Raw genomic sequence first — 20,826 nt, forward strand, 5'->3', positions numbered from 1 at the left:
ATAAGGAATACGTATGAAAACGATAGATGCAAACACGATTATCAACCGTGAGAAACTGTCTCCGCTACAGTGGATGGTTTTTATCCTAGGCTTTTTCGTCTTTTTCTGTGATGGTCTAGACACAGGAATTATCGGTTTTATTGCTCCAGCCTTACTGGATGATTGGGGTATTACTAAGCCTCAACTTGCTCCGGTTTTAAGTGCTGCCTTAGTCGGTATGTCGATCGGTGCAATCATTTCTGGGCCTTTGTCCGATAAATTTGGACGTAAAGGCGTCATTGTTTTTACAAGTCTTTTATTTTCCATATTTACGATTTTGTGTGGCTTTGCTAATTCAACTCAAGACTTAATGATTTATCGTTTTATTACAGGTGTTGGTTTAGGCGCAGCCATGCCAAACATCAGTACGATTGTCTCTGAATATATGCCTGTAAAACGTAAAGCATTCCTAACAGGTCTTGCTGGCTGTGGTTTTATGCTGGGTATTTCTTGTGGCGGTGTGCTGTCAGCTTATCTATTAGAAAGTTATGGCTGGGCTAAGGTGATTATTATTGGCGGAAGCATTCCCCTAATTTTAGTGGTTGCTTTATTGCTTAAATTACCTGAATCAACTCAATACTTAATTACACGTCATCAACAAGACAAAGCTCAGCGTATTTTAGAAAATATTCAAGGCCATTCGTTCCAAGAACCTGTAAAACTTGTTTTAACTCAAGCAGAAAATGCTTCAGATGAAAATCCGGTTAAAGTGGTTTTAGGAAAATATCTGTGGGGTTCAAGCATGCTTTGGCTCTGCTGCTTTACCAGTCTTTTGGTGTTTTATCTTTTAACAAGCTGGATGCCAACGATTTTAAAAACAGCAGGTTTTAGTACGCAACAGTTTAGTTTAATTGCCGCGATTTTCCCTTTTGGTGGTGTAATTGGTGCAACCATTATGGGATGGTACATGGATAAACTGAATCCAACTACAGTCATTAAATATTCATATCTCATTGCTTTTGGACTATTCATTGTTGCAGGTCTGGTGAGCTCAAATATTTTCTTGTTAGGTCTTACTATCTTCTTAATTGGTGCATTACTCGCTGGCGCACAGTCTTCATTACTGCCACTTGCAGCTATGTTCTATCCAGCAGTGTGCCGCGCGGTTGGCGTTTCATGGATGCATGGTATTGGTCGTATTGGTGCAATTTTAGGTGCTTTCTTTGGCTCTCTTATATTTACTTTCAACCTAAGCTTAAGCGGTATTTTCTTTATTCTCGCATTACCAACCTTCATCTCATTTATTGCGCTTAGTCTGAAAGTGATTTATGAGAAATCTAAAAACAAACAAGTGTTAAAGCTCGAAGAAAGTCTATAAATATTAAGCGATAAATAAAAAACTGATTTAGTTGCCTAAATCAGTTTTTTATTGGGAAAATTAAATATCAGAAAATTTTGCCTTTAGTCTCACTTGGATTTTCGCCAAATTCTTCGCGATATTCTTGAGAAAAACGACTTAAATGGTTAAAGCCCCAGTCATACGCAAGCTTTGAAATAGAAACCTTCCTATCTGCTCCTGTGGTGCTCAAGATTTTATAAATTTGCTGGAGACGATATTTTTTTAAATACGACATAGGGCTTGTGCCGTAGTATTGTTGAAATTCGTCATACAATTTTGATTTTGAAACCCCAGCCAGACGTTGCAAATCTTCTGCACAGATTTCTTCGTGCGCATGTTCAATAATAAAATTACGAACCTTACGGATATAAGTTGGCTCATCTTGATGTGAGAGTGACTTTAAGGCTTCAGAGTAGTTGTTCTCTTGAGACAACAATAACGCTTTAATTACAAAATTTTCATAGTCTTCAGACAACATCTGCAAACCATAAAAATTGCTATATTGCGATTTTAACTGTACAAAATTTTGAATGTTCTTCCACCATGCACCAATAAGTTGCTCAGAGTCTAAGTGCATTTCAGGATTAAAAATGATAGGCGTCTCTATGGGTTTATTCAGTAGATCCGCAAGGACAATCTGCATACTTCGTTCAGGAATAACCACCTGAAATTTTCTGCAATCTTTATCGATAATCAAATCTTGCTGATCGTTATTTGAAACAATAAGGCCCTTGTTTTCATCAGATTGATAATGAGCACCACGAATATTGAGAGCTTGTCGACCTTGTATAGGCAAACTAATGCTATACGCTTTTAAATTTGAGATGTTAATGGCAACGTTTGCGCCATAACTGATTGTACCGATCGCCATTTTTTTATTAGGCAAACGCATTCCGTCATAGTGAAAATCGAGAGTGTCTTTGTAAATTGTATCTAGACGGTGTTCACCACAAATCGTGGACATCAAATTCTGCGCAAATTCAGCTTTGCGTGAATAATGATTGAGTTCCATCTGTTGGCTGAGTGATATCATATCCTTTTCACCTAGCTAAATAACTTATTGCTTAAAAAGCAACTTGTATGCCAATTAATATCCTTTAATTGACGAATTTTCCTGAAAAATATCTAATCAAGAAAGAGAGTAAAGATTACTTTCTCACACTCTATTAAATTTTAAAAATGGAAATAAGTTAAATACCTTTAAAGTATAATTTCATACCTTAACAAACTTATTTTATTAGATTTTTTATAAATAAATAGAGTAGAGATAAATTATTATTTTGAATACTAGACTATCGTAAATTTTAACGAATAAAAAAACCGCCCATTTAAAATAAGCGGCTTTTATAAAACAATAAATTATTGAGCGGTGTAGCCACCATCCATAACGACAGCTTGGCCTGTTACTCCACCAGCTTTACCACTCGCAAGGAAAATTGCATAGTCAGCGATTTCTTCAACAGAGAGTAAACGTTTTTGAGGAACCATTGCCAAAATTACGTCTTCAAGTGCACTGTCTAAACTCACATTACGCGTTTTAGCCAAATCAGCAATTTGACCACGAACCAATGGCGTATCTACATAACCTGGGCATAAAGCATTTACTGTAATACCGTCACGTGCACATTCTAATGCCGCAACTTTTGTTAGGCCAATCACGCCATGTTTAGCACTGTTATAACCTGCCTTTCCAGCGAAACCAATTAGGCCATTAATTGAAGCCATATTAATAATACGGCCATATTTTTGAGCTTTCATGATTGGAAAAACGTGTTTAATACCAATAAATGCCCCTGTTAACATGACCTGAACTAGCTTTTGAAAAACAGCCGTTGGAAACTCTTCAATCGGTGCAATATGCTGGAAACCAGCATTATTAATTAAGATATCAACGGTTCCAAAGGTCTTTTGAGTGAGTTCAATGGCTTGTTTATAAGCATCTTCATCAGTTACATCACATGGTGCAGATAGCGCATCAAAACCTTGCTCTTTAAGTGAGTTCGCCGTTTCTTGGCACTTTTCGGCATTCATGTCAGAAATGACAACTTTGGCACCTTCTTGAGCAAATTTCTTAGCAATCTCTAGACCGATACCACTTGCAGAACCTGTAATAAAAGCGACCTTACCGTCTAAAAGTTTTGTCATTTATTTACTCCTTAATACTTATAACGTGCTGATTTAAACAATACCCGTTACGGTAAAGACCGTAATCACCACAAATACCGCTAATGTCTTAATTACTGTGACTGCAAAAATATCTTTATACGATTGTTTATGAGTTAAGCCTGTAACGGCGAGTAAAGTGATGACAGCACCATTATGCGGAAGCGTATCCATACCCCCCGATGCCATTGCAACCACACGGTGCATGACTTCTGGTGGAATACCCGCGGCTAAAATCGCGGCATTATAGTGTTCAGCCATCGCACTTAAAGCGATACTCATACCACCAGAAGCTGAACCGGTAATACCTGCTAATACGGTTGTGGTCACAGCCCCATTCACTAAAGGATTCGTAAAAGTACTGCTCATTGCATGACTAATCATGGCAAAGCCCGGTAATGACGCAATAATTGCACCGAAACCATACTCAGAGGCCGTATTCATTACTGCTAAAAGTGAGCCACCAATACTGGCATTAATGCCCTCTTTAAAATTCGTCACGACACGTTGATAATCAAACAAAATCGCAGAAATAATCCCGACAATGAGCGCAAGACCAACCGCCCAGATCGCACCAGTTTTTGCAACATCTACAGTGTAATCAGCTAAACCGACAGTGGCAAAATCAAAGCCATTTGGGTACCACTCTTTGATTGCTTTAGATAAATATTTATTCATTACTGCAACAAGAATAAGGGGTACAAACGCTAAAAACTGACGTGCCGTACTTCCATTATTTTGCAGAGTCATTTCGGCTTCAATTTCTTGAGACGGCGTACTGTCTCCCCCAAAACCAGAAAACCCTTCTCCAGCTTTTGCAGCAGCGCGACGACGCCATTCTAAGTAGCTCAAACCCATACACAAAACAAAAATAGCGCCAATAATTCCTAGAAATGGTGCAGCATAAATATTGGTACCAAAGAATGTAGTTGGAATTACGTTTTGAATTTGTGGCGTACCCGGCAATGCATCCATGGTAAATGTAAATGCACCGAGCGCGATGGTTCCCGGAATTAAACGTTTTGGAATATTGGCTTGTCTAAATAGCTGGTTTGCAAATGGATAAATTGCGAATACAGCAACAAATAAACTTACTCCACTGTAGGTCAAAATTGCACCTAAAAGTACAACGGTTAAAATTGCCTTTTTCGCCCCAATCCATCTTACAATGGTTCTAGCGATAGACTCAGCAATTCCTGACATTTCAACGACTTTACCGAAAATTGCCCCAAGCAAGAATACAAGAAAGTAATCTTTAATAAAGTTCACCATTTTCGGCATAAAGACACCCGAATAAAATGGTAAAACATTAGCTGGGTTAATGAGTAAAACTGCAAGTAAGGCACAAATTGGTGCCATAAGAATGACAGAAAAGCCCTTGTAAGCTGTATACATTAACAGCCCAAGCGAAAGTAGAATTACAAATAATTCCCACATATATTCTTTCTCCCTAAAGAATAGATATTAGGTTCAATAAAATTACCAAAAGATATTTAGGTTATCCCAAACCTAAAATGATAAAAATCACAGTATCTATAAGTGGTAATAGGTAAATGAGCTTAAAAATAAAATATCACTAAAATATTTAAAAACAATGTAATTTATTTAAATTTTAAAATAACAATAAAATACAAATACTTATGTTATTTAATTGGTAAAATTTAATTATTTAAAAAATTATTATTATTTTATAAAACTTATTAATTGTTGAGTAAATTAAATTAATCTCTTTACATTATTTAATAAAGACAATTAAATAATATATTTTTTAAAATAATTTGGTGAATATTTTCTTAGCTAAGGTCAGTAATCTTTTATAAGTAATAAAAAACCCACTTAATGACGAGTGGGTTCAATTAAAATTTAATATTACTCGACTGCCTTAGACACAAGCTCTTACGCTTTTATTTCATTCGGGTTAGTCTTAAATTAAAGTCAGATGGAAGTAAAATTCGATATTCTATCTCCGAGCCTGGTTTGACTTCAGTTTCTTGAGAAGTGGCAATATTTGGGCACATTCCACCGCCTGTTTCTAATCTAAAAATATAATATTTAGGTTCAAGATAAATCGTAGCTATTTCATTTGAACGAATTGAGAATATTTTTTCGTTATTAACATACATATCATGGCTACAGCCAGATCCTAAAAAACCTTTATCTCTCAAAAAAGTAACTTTTGCTTGTTCTGGAGTGTGTTTCTTCAGATAGTTCTGATTGTATATTCTCTCATTAGGTACTGGCTTAGCTGTATTTGAAGCAACTGGAGCTGTTGAACACCCAATTAAGCTGAGAACTAGTCCTAAAAAAATAATGTTTTTCATGAAATTATCCATTTTAATAATGAGTAAAATTTAACAGTTCAGAAAACGAAAAACCACCCAAAGGTGTCTTAAAACTTAAAGATATTTTAGTAGTGAGAGTAAAAACTTAGTTAGTGTTAATTTTGTAATATCAATAATAGGATAAGGTTTACCGTTAATCATCAGAGAAAAGAATTTGGCTTTTTTGCGGAATTCGTCTAAAACTAAATTATCTAACGCTTATAAGCCACTACTTTTTCAAATCTTTACCACCTTCAAAAAAGAAGGTTTAAATAAATTTAAATTTGTTAATATCTTGGCTTATATCTCTTATTTCCTCCACTCGTAATACAATAGTGTCCACCTCTTGGTCCCACACAATAATCAACTACAGCACAAGAACAATCACTATCATAGTATTTTTGAGACTGCTTTTTTACTGAATGATGCGATTGCGATTTTAAAGCCTGATAATTATTGGACTTAGCCTTTCTAGTCTTTTGTTTAAAACAGTCTTCTGTTTCACATAAAAGTTTCTCGGAGATCCATTGAGGTGATGATGAATTTAGAGAAATACGTACCCAGTTTCCTTTTTTCTCATAAATATCAACTTTTGCACCACGTCCAAGTTTTGCTACAACACTACCATTAGGCTTATCTCTAATATTAAGTGTATTGGTATTGATATATTTTGATTCTACAATCTCTTCAACTGAGCTTTGTGCTTGCCCTGAGCTTGAATTGTTTCTTGAGGTATTATCATTTCCAGAACCAAAAATTCCTAAAGCAATTATTCCTGCGGCACCCCAGCCTAAAGTAGATTTTTTCATGATTTACCATTTATTTTATATTTTTCTTACTGTAACAGGGTGTAATTAAAAATAAAAATCAGCCTATATAACCAATAGTCTAATAGTAATAAATATTAAACCGCCTTAAGGCAGTTTAACTATTTTCAAAATACTTTAGAAAGTGATTACTCTTCTTCATTTGTTGTCTCTTTTCCTAAGCATGCGTTTTCGATACTGTCACCAAACTTAAGAATCGGAGGAAGTTCATTTTCATTATAAGTTTCTGGAATTGGCCATTCATATGCCAGTTTAGCAATCCTATTCGCTTCTTTCTTATTATAAAAACTCTTTTCAGCTTCTATATATTCAAGTAGATCATCAAGAGGTATACCATCTTGCCTAACATGCATAAATGTAAAGGCATACCTTCTTAATCCGTACAATACTTGTCATTTTGAGTATATGTAAAATGCATAAAATTATATTTTACGATATATAACAGAATTCAAAAAAGTCATTTTTTTTAAAAATGGGATTTTTTTCAATAAATAGTTATCTATGGAAGTAATGAAATTGAAGAGTGACTTAGGGTACTTAAAATTTAATATTTGCATATAAAGGAAAATTGGTGTAATAAAACCAGTCTGACTATACCTTAAAATTTCAAAACCCTCTATTTCTCTAAATTTATAATATTCTAATATTGTATTCCTGTATTCCCAATGTTGTTTATTAAACAACCCAATAAAGCGTTGAATAATACGTGCAATTATTATAAGTGGATTGTAGGGTCCATTTTCATGTATTGCTATAATTCCACCTTCTTTAAGTATTCTCTGACATTCAAAAAAGAATACGTTTTGATCTATATATTGTAGACATGACGATGTCAAAATTATATCAACAGACTCATTATCAACAGGAATATTTTCTGCATAGCCATTTATTTTTATAATATTATTTGGTGCTAGATTTAATTTATAATTATTGGGGTCTACTAAGATATATGTATAATTTGTTAAATTGGTAATCTTAGAAAAAGGTGCATATCCACCACCAATATCTAATATCATCCCAGTCTCTTTTTTATAAAAATAATTCAAATATGATAAATTGATTAAAATCTCATCTGTCCAATATATAACATTTTCATATACCCATCTTTCATCTATATTAAATGGTTTCATAAAGAAATCCCTCCATAACTGTAATTTCAGATACAGAAACAAAAGATTTAGAAGGTATATTAAAAATTAATTTATGTCCTCTTGATTTACTCAACCTTTTAGTGGTGATTTCAATATAGTTTGAACTTTTCTCGCGTATATCAATAATATATTCAAGCCAGGCCTCTTTCGGTAAAAAATATTTTTCTCTAGTTTCGAAGTTAAAAATATAATTCGGCCTACCAGAGAAGTCTGTACCCATTAATATGCAACCATTAACTGCTAACGAAGCAGTAAAACCACCTAAGTACTTCAAATGTCTTTTTAGCAACCTACACTCATTTTCATTAATTATAAACTCATCTAAGTATTTACTACTATCACCTGTAGAAATAAGATATTTATCTTTTGAGGTATTTATAATGTTATGTATATGATAAATTCTATTGTCATTCTTATATGGATCATAAATTTTTAGCATTTGATTTTTTTTTAATATTATTCTTGCACCAGGTTGTCCATATTCCACATAAACAATTGAATCACTATTATAGGACCAACTTCTTGAAACAATTTCTTCACCATCAATTTTTAGTATTTTAAAATTTAAAAATTCTACTTCATGTAATTTTTTTTTATAGTTAAGTGACTTTTTCGCTTTGTATCTTACAAAACAATAAACACCCCAAATAAATTCAACGCTCCGTTTCTCTCTTATCACCCCCACTATTACTTGGAGTGGAATAACATTTATTCCAAATATTTTAATTTTATTTTTTGGATTTAATATTCCTTTTTTTTCATGAACAATATTCTTCAAATCAAAATCTCCAACCACTTGAAATTATTAAAACTTCTACATATAAAATATTAAAGACTGCCTAAAACCCTATTTTATTGACAATTTAAAGTTATACTTAATTAATATTTATTATAGACAAAAGAAATATCATAGCAACAAATAAAATTAAAATTTAATTAAATATCTTAAATTTATTATATGATAAAATTTTACTGCACTTAATGTGCAGTTTTATAGATTATAAAAAATGAAATTTAATTAGCACTTGATTAAGTATTAATTAAATATTTTAAATTAACCTTCAGTCATAATCGGAGTAATCTGATCTGCATTCCAGGCTGTGTTTTCTCATACATCACTTCCAGTGACACGAATGTAATATGGAGTTGATCGTCACCATATGAAAGTAGATGGTAAATCTGAACTGATCAAATTGATTTTAATAGGATCTATCATAGCAGCAGTATAAAAATTTAGAAGTACTGTCTGCACAGGATTATTGATCTTTAACTCAGCATAGATGCTGAATTGGACATCTTTTTTACTGGTTACTTATATTGTATAAGCTCGACTTATATCATCAGTTGTAACCTTTTCAATCGAATATCTATATTTCGATCAACTTCACGGCTAAGCCGAATCCCCTTACTAACAGACTGAACAAAAGCCCTCTTTAGAGGGCTCATATTTTTAAGTAGAAAACTACTTTTATTCAGATCATGTCGTTGATTAAATTTGATATTGATCAGCTTTAAGATTTGGTTGATCTACAAGCAATTCAATAAAAGATGGAATTGATGTAGTGTTAAGCAAATACGGGTTAAACTCATCGACATGATGATGAAAAAAGAAATCTTTTATTTTCGTATTTATAGGCGCAAATTTCATATTCCAATGCTTAAATAACCGCTGCTCGGACGGTTCTGAAAAGATAATTTCACAGTTCTGATGTCGCGAATCCTTCAAAATTGAATTATAGAACAGCAATTCAACTTGCTCTTTCTCGCCCTCTAAATACTGCAAGAAATACCCATTACCATAGTAAAGTACTCCCGTAATATCATTATAAGAGTTGAATTTGACTGCTTCTGTGAGGATATCAATTAAATCTTGTTTTACTTGACTATGTTCACTATTGGTTTTACTTGCATACATAAAGCCTATTAAACTCATAGCGATAACTCGAAGATATATGTCAGTTAGGCATTCTGACAGCTACATACTACGCTTACAACCTGACCTATTTAAAACCTTGTATTTCAAGAGTAAAGATTATTATCATTTTGAAAATGACAAACTTTAACAACCAGAAATCTTTTGTAAATTAATCTCAACTTAACAAACTAACTAGAAAATATTATTTTCAGTAAAATCAAGAATTGTCTTTAATTTGTGGATGTCTAATGGAGAACCATGAAATTATTCTTCAAGACGAACATCATAAACAACTTAAGATTGTCAAAGTTCAGGATGTACGTTTTGATGTAAATACGCTTAACAATAGTTATCAATGGTTATGGGTATTTGATCATAGTTCAGAGTTTTTCCCATTTGAGTTGTGGGATCAGCTCGACAATGCAACTGTTCATCAAAAGATAAAGCTAGATAATCAAGTTTTTAAAATTATCAAGATTTTGACAAAGAAAACTCAAGTCTGGCCGTCATAACATATAGCTGTACGAATAAGATAAAAGCCTAGGAAATGGTCACTCCTTAAAGTTTTTAAATCATTACTGGATTAGCAAGCCAATCATATAGAAATTATTTTTTGGTAATGAGCTTATTGAATTTTTTCAGTTATGGAAAAACCACTCATTGAGTGGTTTTTTTCAATTAAATTTTTAGACTAAATAGCCTCTATGACAATATATTTTCCTTCATAGAAGACACCATCTGCACTTGTTTCTTTTAATTTGCAATAAATCGCAATCGGATGTATCAGCTTTTTATTTTCTTCACTAGGCACATGAGTAATCCCAGATAAAAAATTTGAATTATCATTTTCTAAACTCCAAGATGTACCTCCATCTTTATGCCATTTGCTATTTGGATATTTAGAATCTAACCATTCAATACATTGCTTCATAGTTGAGAATTTTTTTGTTTCCTCTTTTTCAATTTTTGATGCTGCACTTACCGAGGCTCCAAACGTCAAGAATAAAGCTCCAATTAAAGTTTTCCTCATGAAATTACCCTTTATTATTAATAATTAAAATTTAAGAGCTTAAGATATAAAAAAAAACATCATTAGGTAGATTAGTTTTTAGGAAGAGTTTTGTTAATTTCACTACTGGCAGTTTCATGAAGCTTTAATAAGTTGAAACTTTCATAGTTAGCTAAAATACAAAAAAGAAGAGCGGCTAGCAAAACTAGGGTTATCTTATTCATTTCATTTTACCTTTGAGATTTTATTTTTTTAATTCCAAAATGCTACACGAAAATATTGTCAAAACCTTACTTGTTAATAATCTACCACAATTTATTACAAAAACTATTTGGAAGAATTAATTACCTTTTATAAAGCTGGTAATGGTAATGCAACTGGAGAATCAACAACAATGAGATGTAAAAAAGCACCCTAAGATGCTTTTACAATTTTAATATATTTCAAAGATTTTAATGAAAACTACTGACTTTGTTTAGAAAGCTCAACAATCAACTTCTCCTGATAGTCATTGAGCACTTTGTCAATATTCTCTACCCACTTCGACTCGTTCGCTACTTGCGCAGATCTAGTTACCTTACTATAGATTTTAAATGGTGGGCGATTAGGGTGTTTGGCATCTAAAATTTCGGTATCAATTTCAGAATTGATTTTGATTGAGGCAAATCCAGGCTGGAACCACGACCAAAATTTATTAATTTTAATATTAAGTATCAGATCAGCATTTGCTTCATTAGTGGGGTTATTTGTAAGAACCTTATATCCCGACTGCTGCAATGCATCAGAAACACGTTTATCAACCAAATGCGATACAGTCTCATCCTTTAAAAGTATATCCCCTAAAGCCTTTCCATATCCATTTCTTTTACGAGCAACGGCTCGGGCTTTTTCTTCTGCTGTTGCATTAGATTGCTCACCTTTTAAAGATGGAATATCAGCTGATGCAGGCTTATCTTGAAATTTTCGATCATCCTCAACCTTCACTATAATCGATTTGCCTTGTGCAACTATATTTTGGGATTGATTTAGTTTTTGACCTTGAGGTATTTCAATTAAGCCCCTTGATGTTGCACACCCAACTAAACTTAAAGCAATTAAACTTGTAGCTAATATTTTCATCATGAGTTTTTAACCGTTTGTTATAAAGTTCACATAACTTAACAAATTATTTACTAAATGTCACACAAAGAAATACTCAGCTAATCCTAATTAATAATGAGCTAACAGAGCTACTCCATACTGAAGTTCTATCGACAAAGGCTCTGCTACATAGCCTACATCCAATTTATAAAATAAGACGTAATTAATTACATCTTGAACTTTATGAAAGATGGTAAAAATTAAACAACTGTTTTTTTAGTACAGTGAATTAAATAATGAATAAGAGAACCCAATTGGAATGTTATTACTAAAGCAATAAAGCTAGAAAAGATGCTAGTAATATCGTTATTTTTCCTTACAGAAAATATCGTCAGTATAAGTGAAAGAATGATTGAGATATAAAGAGCACTTTTATACTTATTTTCAGTTGCTTTAGCAGTGAAAATATAATCTGAAGTAGTCAGCGCCACTATTCCAAATAACGCTATGAAAAAGGATTCATTATGTTAAAAATATGGCTTGCATTAAAAGCAATTATCATACCTACGGTGCATACCCCTAACAGCATAGAAAAAGAATAGAAAAAAATATTTTATTTTAAAGATATTAAAAAAACAATCATATATCAATAACTCTATACAAATAAAGAGAATATTAAGATGATAGGGAATTTAGATGAAGTTCAATCTAAGAGAGGAGAAAATATAATTATAGATACGGAAAGTAGTATCTATAATTCTTTTACACACTTTAATGAAGCTACCTTTAAGTCATTATCAGCTTTGTAGAGCATATTTGAATTAGAGGCACTTAAAATTGTTCTAGCTTCAATTATATCTTTGTTCAGAATCTTAACTTGTAGGGCCATACCATTTTGAATGTAGATCATATTATTTGCATACTTAATTTTGTTGAATACAACCTGTCCACTCGTATCGTCACAAAGTATTCCATTGCCATCTGCTTCTAGTTTTATGGTTGATATGCTTGGACCGATCGAAATCGTCCATATGCCTGAGACTAGAGGCATGGAAGGCTGCTCTTCGTTAAATTTATTATTAGCCATCATATGAACGGTTGGACTTACACAGCTACTTATTAAAAAAACTAAGCTTAATGCAATTATCTTTTGCATGATAATTATCCATTTTAATTGTGAGTAAAATTTAACAGTTCAGAAAATAAAAAACCACAAAAAGCTGATTGATGGAAAAATTAATTAATTCAATTTACTTTTTATAAAGCTACCTCACACATATCCTTAGCCCAGCAAGATAATTAAAAAAAATTTGAATTATCCGTAATGAATTGAAGTGCCAAAGTTTTCAAATTAGATTAGATTTAGCAAAAAAGTTTTGGCAAATTACAACGGTAAAGCGGATATCTCTTAATTTGTTTCCATAACACGATTTAGATAGCCATAGTTGGTACCATTAATTATATAATCAACTTGTTTACTGTTTTGATTTGCAAAATACTTAACCTGACCGTTCTATCAGCAATTACTTTTATAATATTATTGCCTCTCGCCGTACTTAGAGGTACTAGATAACCTTTTCATCTGATTTTTTGGTTGCGTCTAATACGTTAATAAAATCACTATTTATGATGCCAGAATAATTATTTTCTTTAAGAAAAATATAGTTGTATATTTGCGAAGTAACACTTAGGTTGACTTGTAAATTTCTAACATCAAAAATAAATTTCTAAACAAAGATATCTGAAGTATTAATAAGTTTATCAATTAAAATAACATTATCTAGATTTTTAAGATAATATTGAGTTTAAAATTAAGTATAACTTTTAGAAGCTAAATATAAATCAATATTTTTGTTGGAGTAATAGTTTATAAAATAATAAATAGATTGATTAGTAATATTGATCGATGAATTTAACAATTTTTTTGCTTTCTTGTTTCGCAATAAAATTTAAGAAGCGTCAGACGCGAGCCCAATCCTAAATGCGATAGCCCTATTCATGTAGTTTCCATTTCACAATGATGGAAACTACCAACTAAACTTGATGCGGCTCTAAAAATCAGCTTTACAACACATTTCTGAGTTGCTAACAGTATACATGCCATCAATAAATAAAAAGAGCTGGAAAAGAAGTCCATCTCCCTCTACAAAATTATTAGAACTATGTTCAAACATCATTCTGGGCTATGCTGGCCCATCTGATGCATGCACCACTCTAAAGTAAGGCGGACGATCTAAATAGTCTAATTTCTACTACACTTCACGAAATAATATTTTTTACAATTTCCCTATCGATTTTTAATATTTCTTCTAAAATTTTAGAATACTATGCATTCCTCTAGATAGAACATTAGTATTTTGCAATGTATAAGATTTTAAAAAAAATGGCTTTTTTTCTTATTGTGGTTAATACTTCATCTTTTGCTGATACTTATGAGCAGAATACGGATATTACTGATCAATTGAATAAAGACATTATGAAAGGTGGAATAGTAAGTATTCCTGCAGGTATCTATAAAATTGATACCATTAAGTCAGTAGTTCTCAAAAGTGATACTACATTAAAATTGGATCCACAGACTAAGTTAATAGCCATACCTAATGCTGAAAAAAGCTATCAATTTTTTAAAATCCACGATGTAAAAAATGTGACTATTTCTGGTGGAACATTAATAGGTGACAAATACTCCCATTTAAAAAAATCTGGGGAATGGGGAATGGGAATTGATATTAAGGATTCTCAAAATGTTAATATTTCGAATATAAATATTAACCAGATGTGGGGCGATGCTATTTATCTTGGAACAAATTATAGAGGAAATCCAAATAATCAGATTACCTTAAAAAATGTAAAAATGGATGATAACCGAAGACAAGGTTTAACCATTGTTTCAGCAAAAAATCTTTATGCCAATGATCTAGTAATATCTAATACAAAAGGGACATCTCCTGCCAATGGAATTGATATAGAGCCAAATGATAATAAGGCTTTTTTAGATAATTTAAACTTTACTAATATAAGAACTATGAACAACAAAGGTAATGGAATGCAGATTTCATTAACTAAATACAACAATACCTCAAAAAAAGTTAAAATTAATTTAAACAATCATGAGGATAATGGATCTTATTTTGGTTTAATTATAAATGGAATAAACAAGCCTATTATATCTGGTAGTATTAATGTTTCCAATTCTGATTATTTGAATAGTCGCCATTCAAACTATTGCTTCACAAATGTTATAAACAATAATTTAGTTATTAATTTAGACAATATAACTCAGGATAAAAAGAATAATTTCAAATCAAGTAAATTTTGCACAGATTATACAAAAAATCAGAACATAAAAATTAAAAATAATTTTGTAATTGGCTCGAATTAATTCGAGCCAATTACAAAAATTAGTTTTGTTGCTTATATGGTCATTTAATATAAATTGCATTATTACATCTTTGCACTGTAATAATGCAGCATAAAACTGATAAAATTATCCTAACAGCGTAAAAAATCGCCAATATGCTCATCAAAAAAATTTATAAGAGTCCGGGCCTTTCTTATAGTTAATTGGTTTTATAAAACCATCAACAAATCGCAAATATTCTGGTTTTCATACCTCAAACGGCTATTAACATTACTTTAAAGCTTGAGTAAGAACGTGAACCAATTGACTGTTTAAATCAATATACTATATTTGAAGTAATTCACCCCAATGTAAGCTGAGCAATCTAAAGGAATGAAATGACGCTTAAACAATTAAAAGCTTTTTTAGCACTTGCGCGTACACTCAACTATGCCAATGCATCTTTAGAGCTACATCTAAGCCAGTCTGCTTTAAGTCTCACCATCAAGAGTTTAGAAGAAGAGTTAGGCGGTAAATTGTTTAACCGTAACACACGTCGCGTTGAGCTTACCCAAGAAGGTAAATCCCTGATTCCCTATGCTAAAAAATTACTCGCCAACTGGGATGAAATGGAAAATGATGTTAAACAACGTTTTAAGCTCAATCGTGGAACCTTAAGTATCGCCTCAATGCCCTTTGTGACTCATGCAATTTTACCTGAGGTGATTCATCAATTTTTAGAACTTCATCCCAACCTGAACTTTTCAATTCAAGATATTCCAAATGAAACTATTATAGAAAAAGTACAAGACGGTATTTTTGAACTTGGTATCTGCTTTGAACCTGATCTCACCGAGGGCTTAGAATTCAAGCCTCTGTTTGAAGAAGATTTCTTAGCTTTATTACCTAAGACTCATCCACTTGCTCAATCATCTTCTATTACATGGCATGAGCTCTGTTCAAATCCATTCGTGACCTTACAAAAACCTTCAATTGTTCGATATTTAGTTGAGCAAAATTGTTTGCGAAATAATATAACGCTCGATTTAAAAGTTGAATGTCATCAAATTTCATCACTTTCAAGTTTTGTAGCTTATGGAATTGGTGTAAGTGCTATTCCTAGACACTTTGCTAAACACATTGATAAAGAACATAACGTATTGATTGAATTAAAGGATGAATCTATTCATAAGACTGTAGGAATTGTTTATAAAAAGAACTTTGAAATTTCAAATATTTCGACTCAATTTATTGAGGCATTAGTTCGATATAAATTTTAAAAAATTAAAGACTGCATCTTAGGGTGAACTAAGCATACGCTTAAGCTAAATTTATTAATTATTATAATTTTCAATACTATGGAATAATTTTTTAAAGTATTTTTCTTTATATGCTTCTAATCTTTTGTAGGTAATTTGATAGCATTCATTGAATATACTCATTAATCCTTTAAAAAAATTAACTTCTATAACACGAATTGAGATGCTAAAACTAAGATTACTAAGGGATATAGGATAACAATAGAATGAATAAAGTTTATGCCAATGCAGAGTCAGCACTGAAAGACGTTATTGCAGATAATCAAACACTTGCCGTTGGCGGTTTTGGTTTATGCGGAATTCCTGAAAAACTGATTGTTGCAGTTAAACAAAGTGGTGTGACTGGTCTTACTTGTATTTCGAATAACGCAGGTGTAGATGATTTTGGTTTAGGTATTTTGCTTCAAACCAAACAGATCAAAAAAATGATTTCTTCATATGTTGGTGAAAACAAAGAGTTTGAGCGCCAATATTTAAATGGTGAACTTGATGTAGAACTTACACCACAAGGTACTTTAGCTGAAAAGTTACGTGCTGGCGGTGCAGGAATTCCAGCATTTTATACTCAGACTGGCGTCGGTACACTCATTGCCGAAGGTAAAGAAGAACGTACTTTTCATGGCAAAAACTACATTTTAGAAGAATCTTTAACAGCAGATGTTGCTCTTGTTAAGGCCTATAAAGCAGATAAAGCGGGTAATTTAGTATTTCGTAAAACTGCTCAAAATTTTAATCCTGAATGTGCGATGGCTGGAAAAATTACAATCGCAGAAGTTGAACAGGTTGTTGAAATTGGTGAATTGGATCCGGATGAAATCCATTTAGCGGGAATTTATGTAAACCGTATTGTACTGAATGCATCACCTGAAAAACGCATTGAGCATAAAACTTTAAGCACGGAGGCAGTATAAAATGGCTTGGTCACGTAATGAAATGGCACAACGTGCTGCAAAAGAACTTGAAGACGGTTTTTATGTCAATTTAGGTATTGGCTTACCTACTCTAGTTGCCAACTATATCCCTGAAAATATTAATGTTTGGCTTCAATCTGAAAACGGTTTATTAGGTATTGGCGAGTTTCCAACTGAAGAAACTGTAGATGCTGATTTGATTAATGCTGGTAAACAAACAGTTACTGCTCGCCCTGGTGCTGCTTTTTTCTCAAGCTCAGAATCTTTTGCCATGATCCGTGGTGGCCATGTCAACATTGCCATTTTAGGTGCAATGGAAGTTTCTGAAAATGGTGACTTGGCTAACTGGATGATTCCAGGTAAGAAAGTTAAAGGTATGGGCGGCGCAATGGACTTGGTTGTTGGTGTCCAAAAAGTTGTAGTGCTTATGGAACACTGCGCAAAAGATGGTACGCCAAAAATTGTGAAAAATTGTAGTTTGCCTTTAACAGGTAAAGGTGTGGTTCATCGCGTAATTACTGACCTAGGTGTAATGGACATTACTCCACAAGGCTTAGAGCTGATTGAACTTGCTAAAGATGTCACGCTTGAACAGATTCAAGCTGTTACAGGCGTCGAATTTTATAAAACCTTAGTCGCATAAAATTAAATTTTTAGTAAGAAATAAAGACTTAAGTTAGAAAGTGAGCTTGAGTCTTAACCCTTTTAAGCACCGGATGTGCTGTCTATAAATAAGAATGAGAAGGATTTTTCAGCTATGGAAAAACAGCAAGGAATTTTTGAAAGATTTGCTCTTCGGATTAGTGACTGGTCTGAAAAATGGTTTCCTGATTCATATATTTTTGCATTACTCGGCGTCATTATCGTGTCAGTTGCTGCTTTAGGTATTGGTGCGCCAATTCACGATGTCGCGACTTCTTTTGGGAATGGTTTCTGGAGTCTTATTCCCTTTACACTGCAAATGACAATGCTCATTATTGTAGGTTATGTCGTTTCTGTTTCTAAGCCCGTAAAATTTCTGATTCAAAAAATGGCGCGTATTCCAAATTCTGGACGTGGTGCTATTGTTTTGGTAGCAACGGTTAGTTTGTTAATTTCACTAGTCAATTGGGCTGTTAGTACAATTCTTACAGCGCTTTTAGTAATTGCATTAGCAAAACGTAAAGAGCTGAATATGGATTACCGTGCTGCTGCGGCAGCGGCCATTATTGGTATGGGTGCAACTTGGGCACTTGGAATTAGCTCTTCAGCAGCACAGCTTCAGGCAAATAAAAGTAGTTTACCTGAATCAATTTACAATCTGACTGGCGTTATTCCATTTACCGAAACGATTTTCCTTTGGCAATCAATTGCGATGACTATTATTTTAGTGATTGTTTCAATCGCGATTGCATATTTTTCAGCTCCAAAAGGCAATAATGTTAAAACGATTGATAGTTTTGATTTGCAATTTGAAGAAGACAAACCACATGAGGAGAAATCAACGCGTCCGGGTGACTGGTTAGAAAACTCACCTATTTTAACGATTATTGTAGTGGCTTTAGGTGTAATTTGGATGTTTTTTGAGTTTTCAAAAAGTAATCCAATCATTGCTATTTCAAGCTTAAACACATACAACTTTGTGTTCTTAATGCTTGGTCTAGCATTGCATGGAACACCACGAAACTTCTTAAATGCCGTTGCAAAAGCAGTTCCAGCCGTATCAGGAATTTTAATTCAGTTTCCACTTTACGGAAGCATCGCCTTTATTATGACGCAAGCTTTAAACAGTCAGGATTTATCGCTGTCTCATTATGTTGCCGAGTTTTTCGTTTCAATCGCATCAAAAGAAACCTTTGCAATTGTGATGGGAATTTACTCTGCCATCCTTGGGTTCTTCGTACCCTCTGGCGGTGGAAAATGGATTATCGAAGCACCATATGTCATGCAAGCAGCAAATGATTTAAAAGTTCATTTGGGCTGGTCTGTACAAATTTATAATGCAGCTGAAGCTTTACCAAATTTAATCAATCCATTCTTTATGCTTCCAATGTTAGGCATTTTAAAACTAAAAGCAAAAGATGTGATTGGTTTTACAGTCACTCAGCTCGTTGTGCATTTTCCATTAGTTTTATTTTTATTGTGGTTCTTTGGAAGAACGCTTAGCTACACCCCACCCACTTTTTAATTTACTGGAGTCTTTAGTTTCAGCTAAAGGCAATTTTAACAAATACATCAATAAGAGATATTAAGATGAGTTCAATTGTTATAGTTTCAGGTAGCCGTACTGCAATGGGCGGTTTTCAAGGCAGCCTATCAGCTTTAACTGCACCAGAACTTGGCGCGGCTGTAATTCGTGAATCTATTCAACGTGCAGGTGTTACATCTGACCAAGTAGATGAAGTTATTTTTGGTTGTGTATTGAGTGCAGGCATAGGTCAAGGTCCTGCTCGTCAGGCGATGCGTAAAGCTGGTGTACCAGATCATGTGGGTGCCGTCACCATTAATAAACTGTGTGGTTCTGCTATGAAAGCGGTGTTAATGGCTTCAGACACCTTAAAAGCTGGTAGTGCCAATATTATTGTTGCAGGTGGAATGGAATCTATGACCAATGCGCCTTATATTTTGCCGAAAGCTCGCGGTGGTTACCGTATGGGTCACGGTGAAATTAAAGACCATATGTTTTTAGATGGTCTTGAAGATGCTGAAACAGGCCGTTTAATGGGTTCATTTGCTCAAGACATGGCAAACACCAAAGGTTTTACACGTGAGCAAATGGATAACTTTGCGATCTCGTCTTTGAAAAAAGCGCAAACTGCCATTACCGAAGGTTACTTCAAAGAAGAGATTGTTCCTGTTGAAGTCAAAACACGTAAAGGTGTCGAAGTTATTGATCAAGATGAGCAACCATTAAAAGCTAATCTTGAGAAGATTCCAACATTACGCCCAGCTTTTAGTAAAGACGGAACAATTACAGCTGCTAACTCAAGCTCCATTTCTGATGGTGCTGCTGCATTAGTACTTACCACAGAAGAATATGCTCAAAGCCATGGCTTAAATACTTTGGCGAAAATAGTTGCAACCTCTACTCACTCACAGCATCCAAGCGAATTTACCATTGCTCCAATTAGTGCAATTCAAAAAGTGCTTGAGCGCGCTGGCTGGTCTGTTGACGAGGTAGATGCTTGGGAAATTAATGAAGCTTTTGCAATGGTAGCAATGGCACCAATTCATGATTTAGGTATCGATGAAGCAAAAGTCAACGTACATGGCGGCGCTTGTGCTTTAGGACACCCAATTGGTGCAACTGGCTCAAGAATTATTCTTTCTCTTATCTATGCTTTAAAACGCCTGGGTAAAAAGAAAGGTGTTGCTGCGTTATGTATTGGTGGTGGTGAAGCTACAGCTGTCGCAATTGAAATCTAAGAGTCAA

General features: G+C 33.4%; 20 protein-coding genes. 8 read left to right on the plus strand and 12 right to left on the minus strand.

From position 1 onward, the window contains the following. The first annotated feature begins 13 nt into the window (after positions 1 to 13). Complete coding sequence (locus K6I41_RS09560; RefSeq protein WP_250374175.1) at positions 14 to 1,357, plus strand: MFS transporter; 1,344 nt, start codon at positions 14 to 16, stop codon at positions 1,355 to 1,357. A gap of 67 nt (positions 1,358 to 1,424) precedes the next feature. Here K6I41_RS09560 and K6I41_RS09565 read toward each other — a convergent pair whose 3' ends face one another. The 9 genes from K6I41_RS09565 to K6I41_RS09605 form a co-directional block, all read right to left on the minus strand. After that, complete coding sequence (locus tag K6I41_RS09565) at positions 1,425 to 2,411, minus strand: AraC family transcriptional regulator (protein WP_250374176.1); 987 nt, start codon at positions 2,409 to 2,411, stop codon at positions 1,425 to 1,427. 326 nt (positions 2,412 to 2,737) lie between these two features. After that, positions 2,738 to 3,523 (minus strand): 3-hydroxybutyrate dehydrogenase, encoded by a 786-nt coding sequence (locus K6I41_RS09570; RefSeq protein ID WP_250374177.1) that lies wholly within the window; start codon positions 3,521 to 3,523, stop codon positions 2,738 to 2,740. Positions 3,524 to 3,556: 33 nt separating this feature from the next. Then, the gene (locus K6I41_RS09575) at positions 3,557 to 4,978 is read right to left on the minus strand and encodes a GntP family permease (protein WP_239967760.1); all 1,422 of its coding nucleotides are present in this window, start codon (positions 4,976 to 4,978) and stop codon (positions 3,557 to 3,559) included. Between the two features lie 467 nt (positions 4,979 to 5,445). After that, complete coding sequence (locus tag K6I41_RS09580) at positions 5,446 to 5,862, minus strand: DUF2846 domain-containing protein (protein ID WP_250374178.1); 417 nt, start codon at positions 5,860 to 5,862, stop codon at positions 5,446 to 5,448. 287 nt (positions 5,863 to 6,149) lie between these two features. After that, complete coding sequence (locus K6I41_RS09585; protein WP_250374179.1) at positions 6,150 to 6,671, minus strand: SH3 domain-containing protein; 522 nt, start codon at positions 6,669 to 6,671, stop codon at positions 6,150 to 6,152. 146 nt (positions 6,672 to 6,817) lie between these two features. Then, positions 6,818 to 7,042, minus strand: a complete 225-nt coding sequence (locus tag K6I41_RS09590) for a hypothetical protein (RefSeq protein ID WP_250374180.1) — start codon at positions 7,040 to 7,042, stop codon at positions 6,818 to 6,820. Between the two features lie 69 nt (positions 7,043 to 7,111). Continuing rightward, positions 7,112 to 7,819 carry a class I SAM-dependent methyltransferase gene (locus tag K6I41_RS09595; RefSeq protein ID WP_151988124.1) on the minus strand — a complete coding sequence of 236 codons (708 nt, stop codon included), beginning with the start codon at positions 7,817 to 7,819 and terminating at the stop codon, positions 7,112 to 7,114. Continuing rightward, complete coding sequence (locus tag K6I41_RS09600; protein WP_151988123.1) at positions 7,806 to 8,618, minus strand: hypothetical protein; 813 nt, start codon at positions 8,616 to 8,618, stop codon at positions 7,806 to 7,808. Before K6I41_RS09600 ends, K6I41_RS09595 begins: the two co-directional genes overlap by 14 nt. A 711-nt stretch (positions 8,619 to 9,329) precedes the next feature. After that, positions 9,330 to 9,773: a BLUF domain-containing protein gene (locus K6I41_RS09605; RefSeq protein WP_212771761.1), complete on the minus strand. Its 444-nt coding sequence runs from the start codon at positions 9,771 to 9,773 to the stop codon at positions 9,330 to 9,332. Between the two features lie 230 nt (positions 9,774 to 10,003). Between K6I41_RS09605 and K6I41_RS09610 the strand changes: the two genes are divergently transcribed. Beyond that, positions 10,004 to 10,267, plus strand: a complete 264-nt coding sequence (locus K6I41_RS09610; protein WP_151988122.1) for a hypothetical protein — start codon at positions 10,004 to 10,006, stop codon at positions 10,265 to 10,267. Between the two features lie 179 nt (positions 10,268 to 10,446). Here K6I41_RS09610 and K6I41_RS09615 read toward each other — a convergent pair whose 3' ends face one another. The 3 genes from K6I41_RS09615 to K6I41_RS09625 form a co-directional block, all read right to left on the minus strand. Further along, positions 10,447 to 10,785 carry a hypothetical protein gene (locus K6I41_RS09615; protein WP_049836606.1) on the minus strand — a complete coding sequence of 113 codons (339 nt, stop codon included), beginning with the start codon at positions 10,783 to 10,785 and terminating at the stop codon, positions 10,447 to 10,449. 441 nt (positions 10,786 to 11,226) lie between these two features. After that, a complete protein-coding gene (locus tag K6I41_RS09620) occupies positions 11,227 to 11,886 on the minus strand; it encodes a YajG family lipoprotein (RefSeq protein ID WP_049836605.1) in 660 nt (219 codons plus the stop codon). Positions 11,887 to 12,595: 709 nt separating this feature from the next. Next, a complete protein-coding gene (locus tag K6I41_RS09625; protein ID WP_049836603.1) occupies positions 12,596 to 13,000 on the minus strand; it encodes a J517_1871 family lipoprotein in 405 nt (134 codons plus the stop codon). 1,206 nt (positions 13,001 to 14,206) lie between these two features. Here K6I41_RS09625 and K6I41_RS09630 point away from each other — a divergent pair. From K6I41_RS09630 to K6I41_RS09655, 6 genes are all read left to right on the plus strand, one after another. Continuing rightward, a complete protein-coding gene (locus K6I41_RS09630; RefSeq protein ID WP_060465665.1) occupies positions 14,207 to 15,226 on the plus strand; it encodes a hypothetical protein in 1,020 nt (339 codons plus the stop codon). Between the two features lie 356 nt (positions 15,227 to 15,582). Then, positions 15,583 to 16,464, plus strand: coding sequence for a LysR family transcriptional regulator (locus K6I41_RS09635; RefSeq protein WP_151768656.1), 882 nt, complete (start codon positions 15,583 to 15,585; stop codon positions 16,462 to 16,464). 245 nt (positions 16,465 to 16,709) lie between these two features. Further along, the gene (locus K6I41_RS09640) at positions 16,710 to 17,414 is read left to right on the plus strand and encodes a CoA transferase subunit A (protein ID WP_250374181.1); all 705 of its coding nucleotides are present in this window, start codon (positions 16,710 to 16,712) and stop codon (positions 17,412 to 17,414) included. Between the two features lies 1 nt (position 17,415). Further along, the gene (locus tag K6I41_RS09645; protein ID WP_005305067.1) at positions 17,416 to 18,057 is read left to right on the plus strand and encodes a CoA transferase subunit B; all 642 of its coding nucleotides are present in this window, start codon (positions 17,416 to 17,418) and stop codon (positions 18,055 to 18,057) included. 114 nt (positions 18,058 to 18,171) lie between these two features. Continuing rightward, positions 18,172 to 19,581: a short-chain fatty acid transporter gene (locus tag K6I41_RS09650; RefSeq protein WP_250374182.1), complete on the plus strand. Its 1,410-nt coding sequence runs from the start codon at positions 18,172 to 18,174 to the stop codon at positions 19,579 to 19,581. Between the two features lie 65 nt (positions 19,582 to 19,646). Further along, complete coding sequence (locus K6I41_RS09655; protein WP_250374183.1) at positions 19,647 to 20,819, plus strand: thiolase family protein; 1,173 nt, start codon at positions 19,647 to 19,649, stop codon at positions 20,817 to 20,819. Positions 20,820 to 20,826: the final 7 nt, after the last annotated feature.

The organism is Acinetobacter sp. AS23 (assembly GCF_023612055.1).
Classification (GTDB): Bacteria; Pseudomonadota; Gammaproteobacteria; order Pseudomonadales; family Moraxellaceae; genus Acinetobacter; species Acinetobacter oleivorans.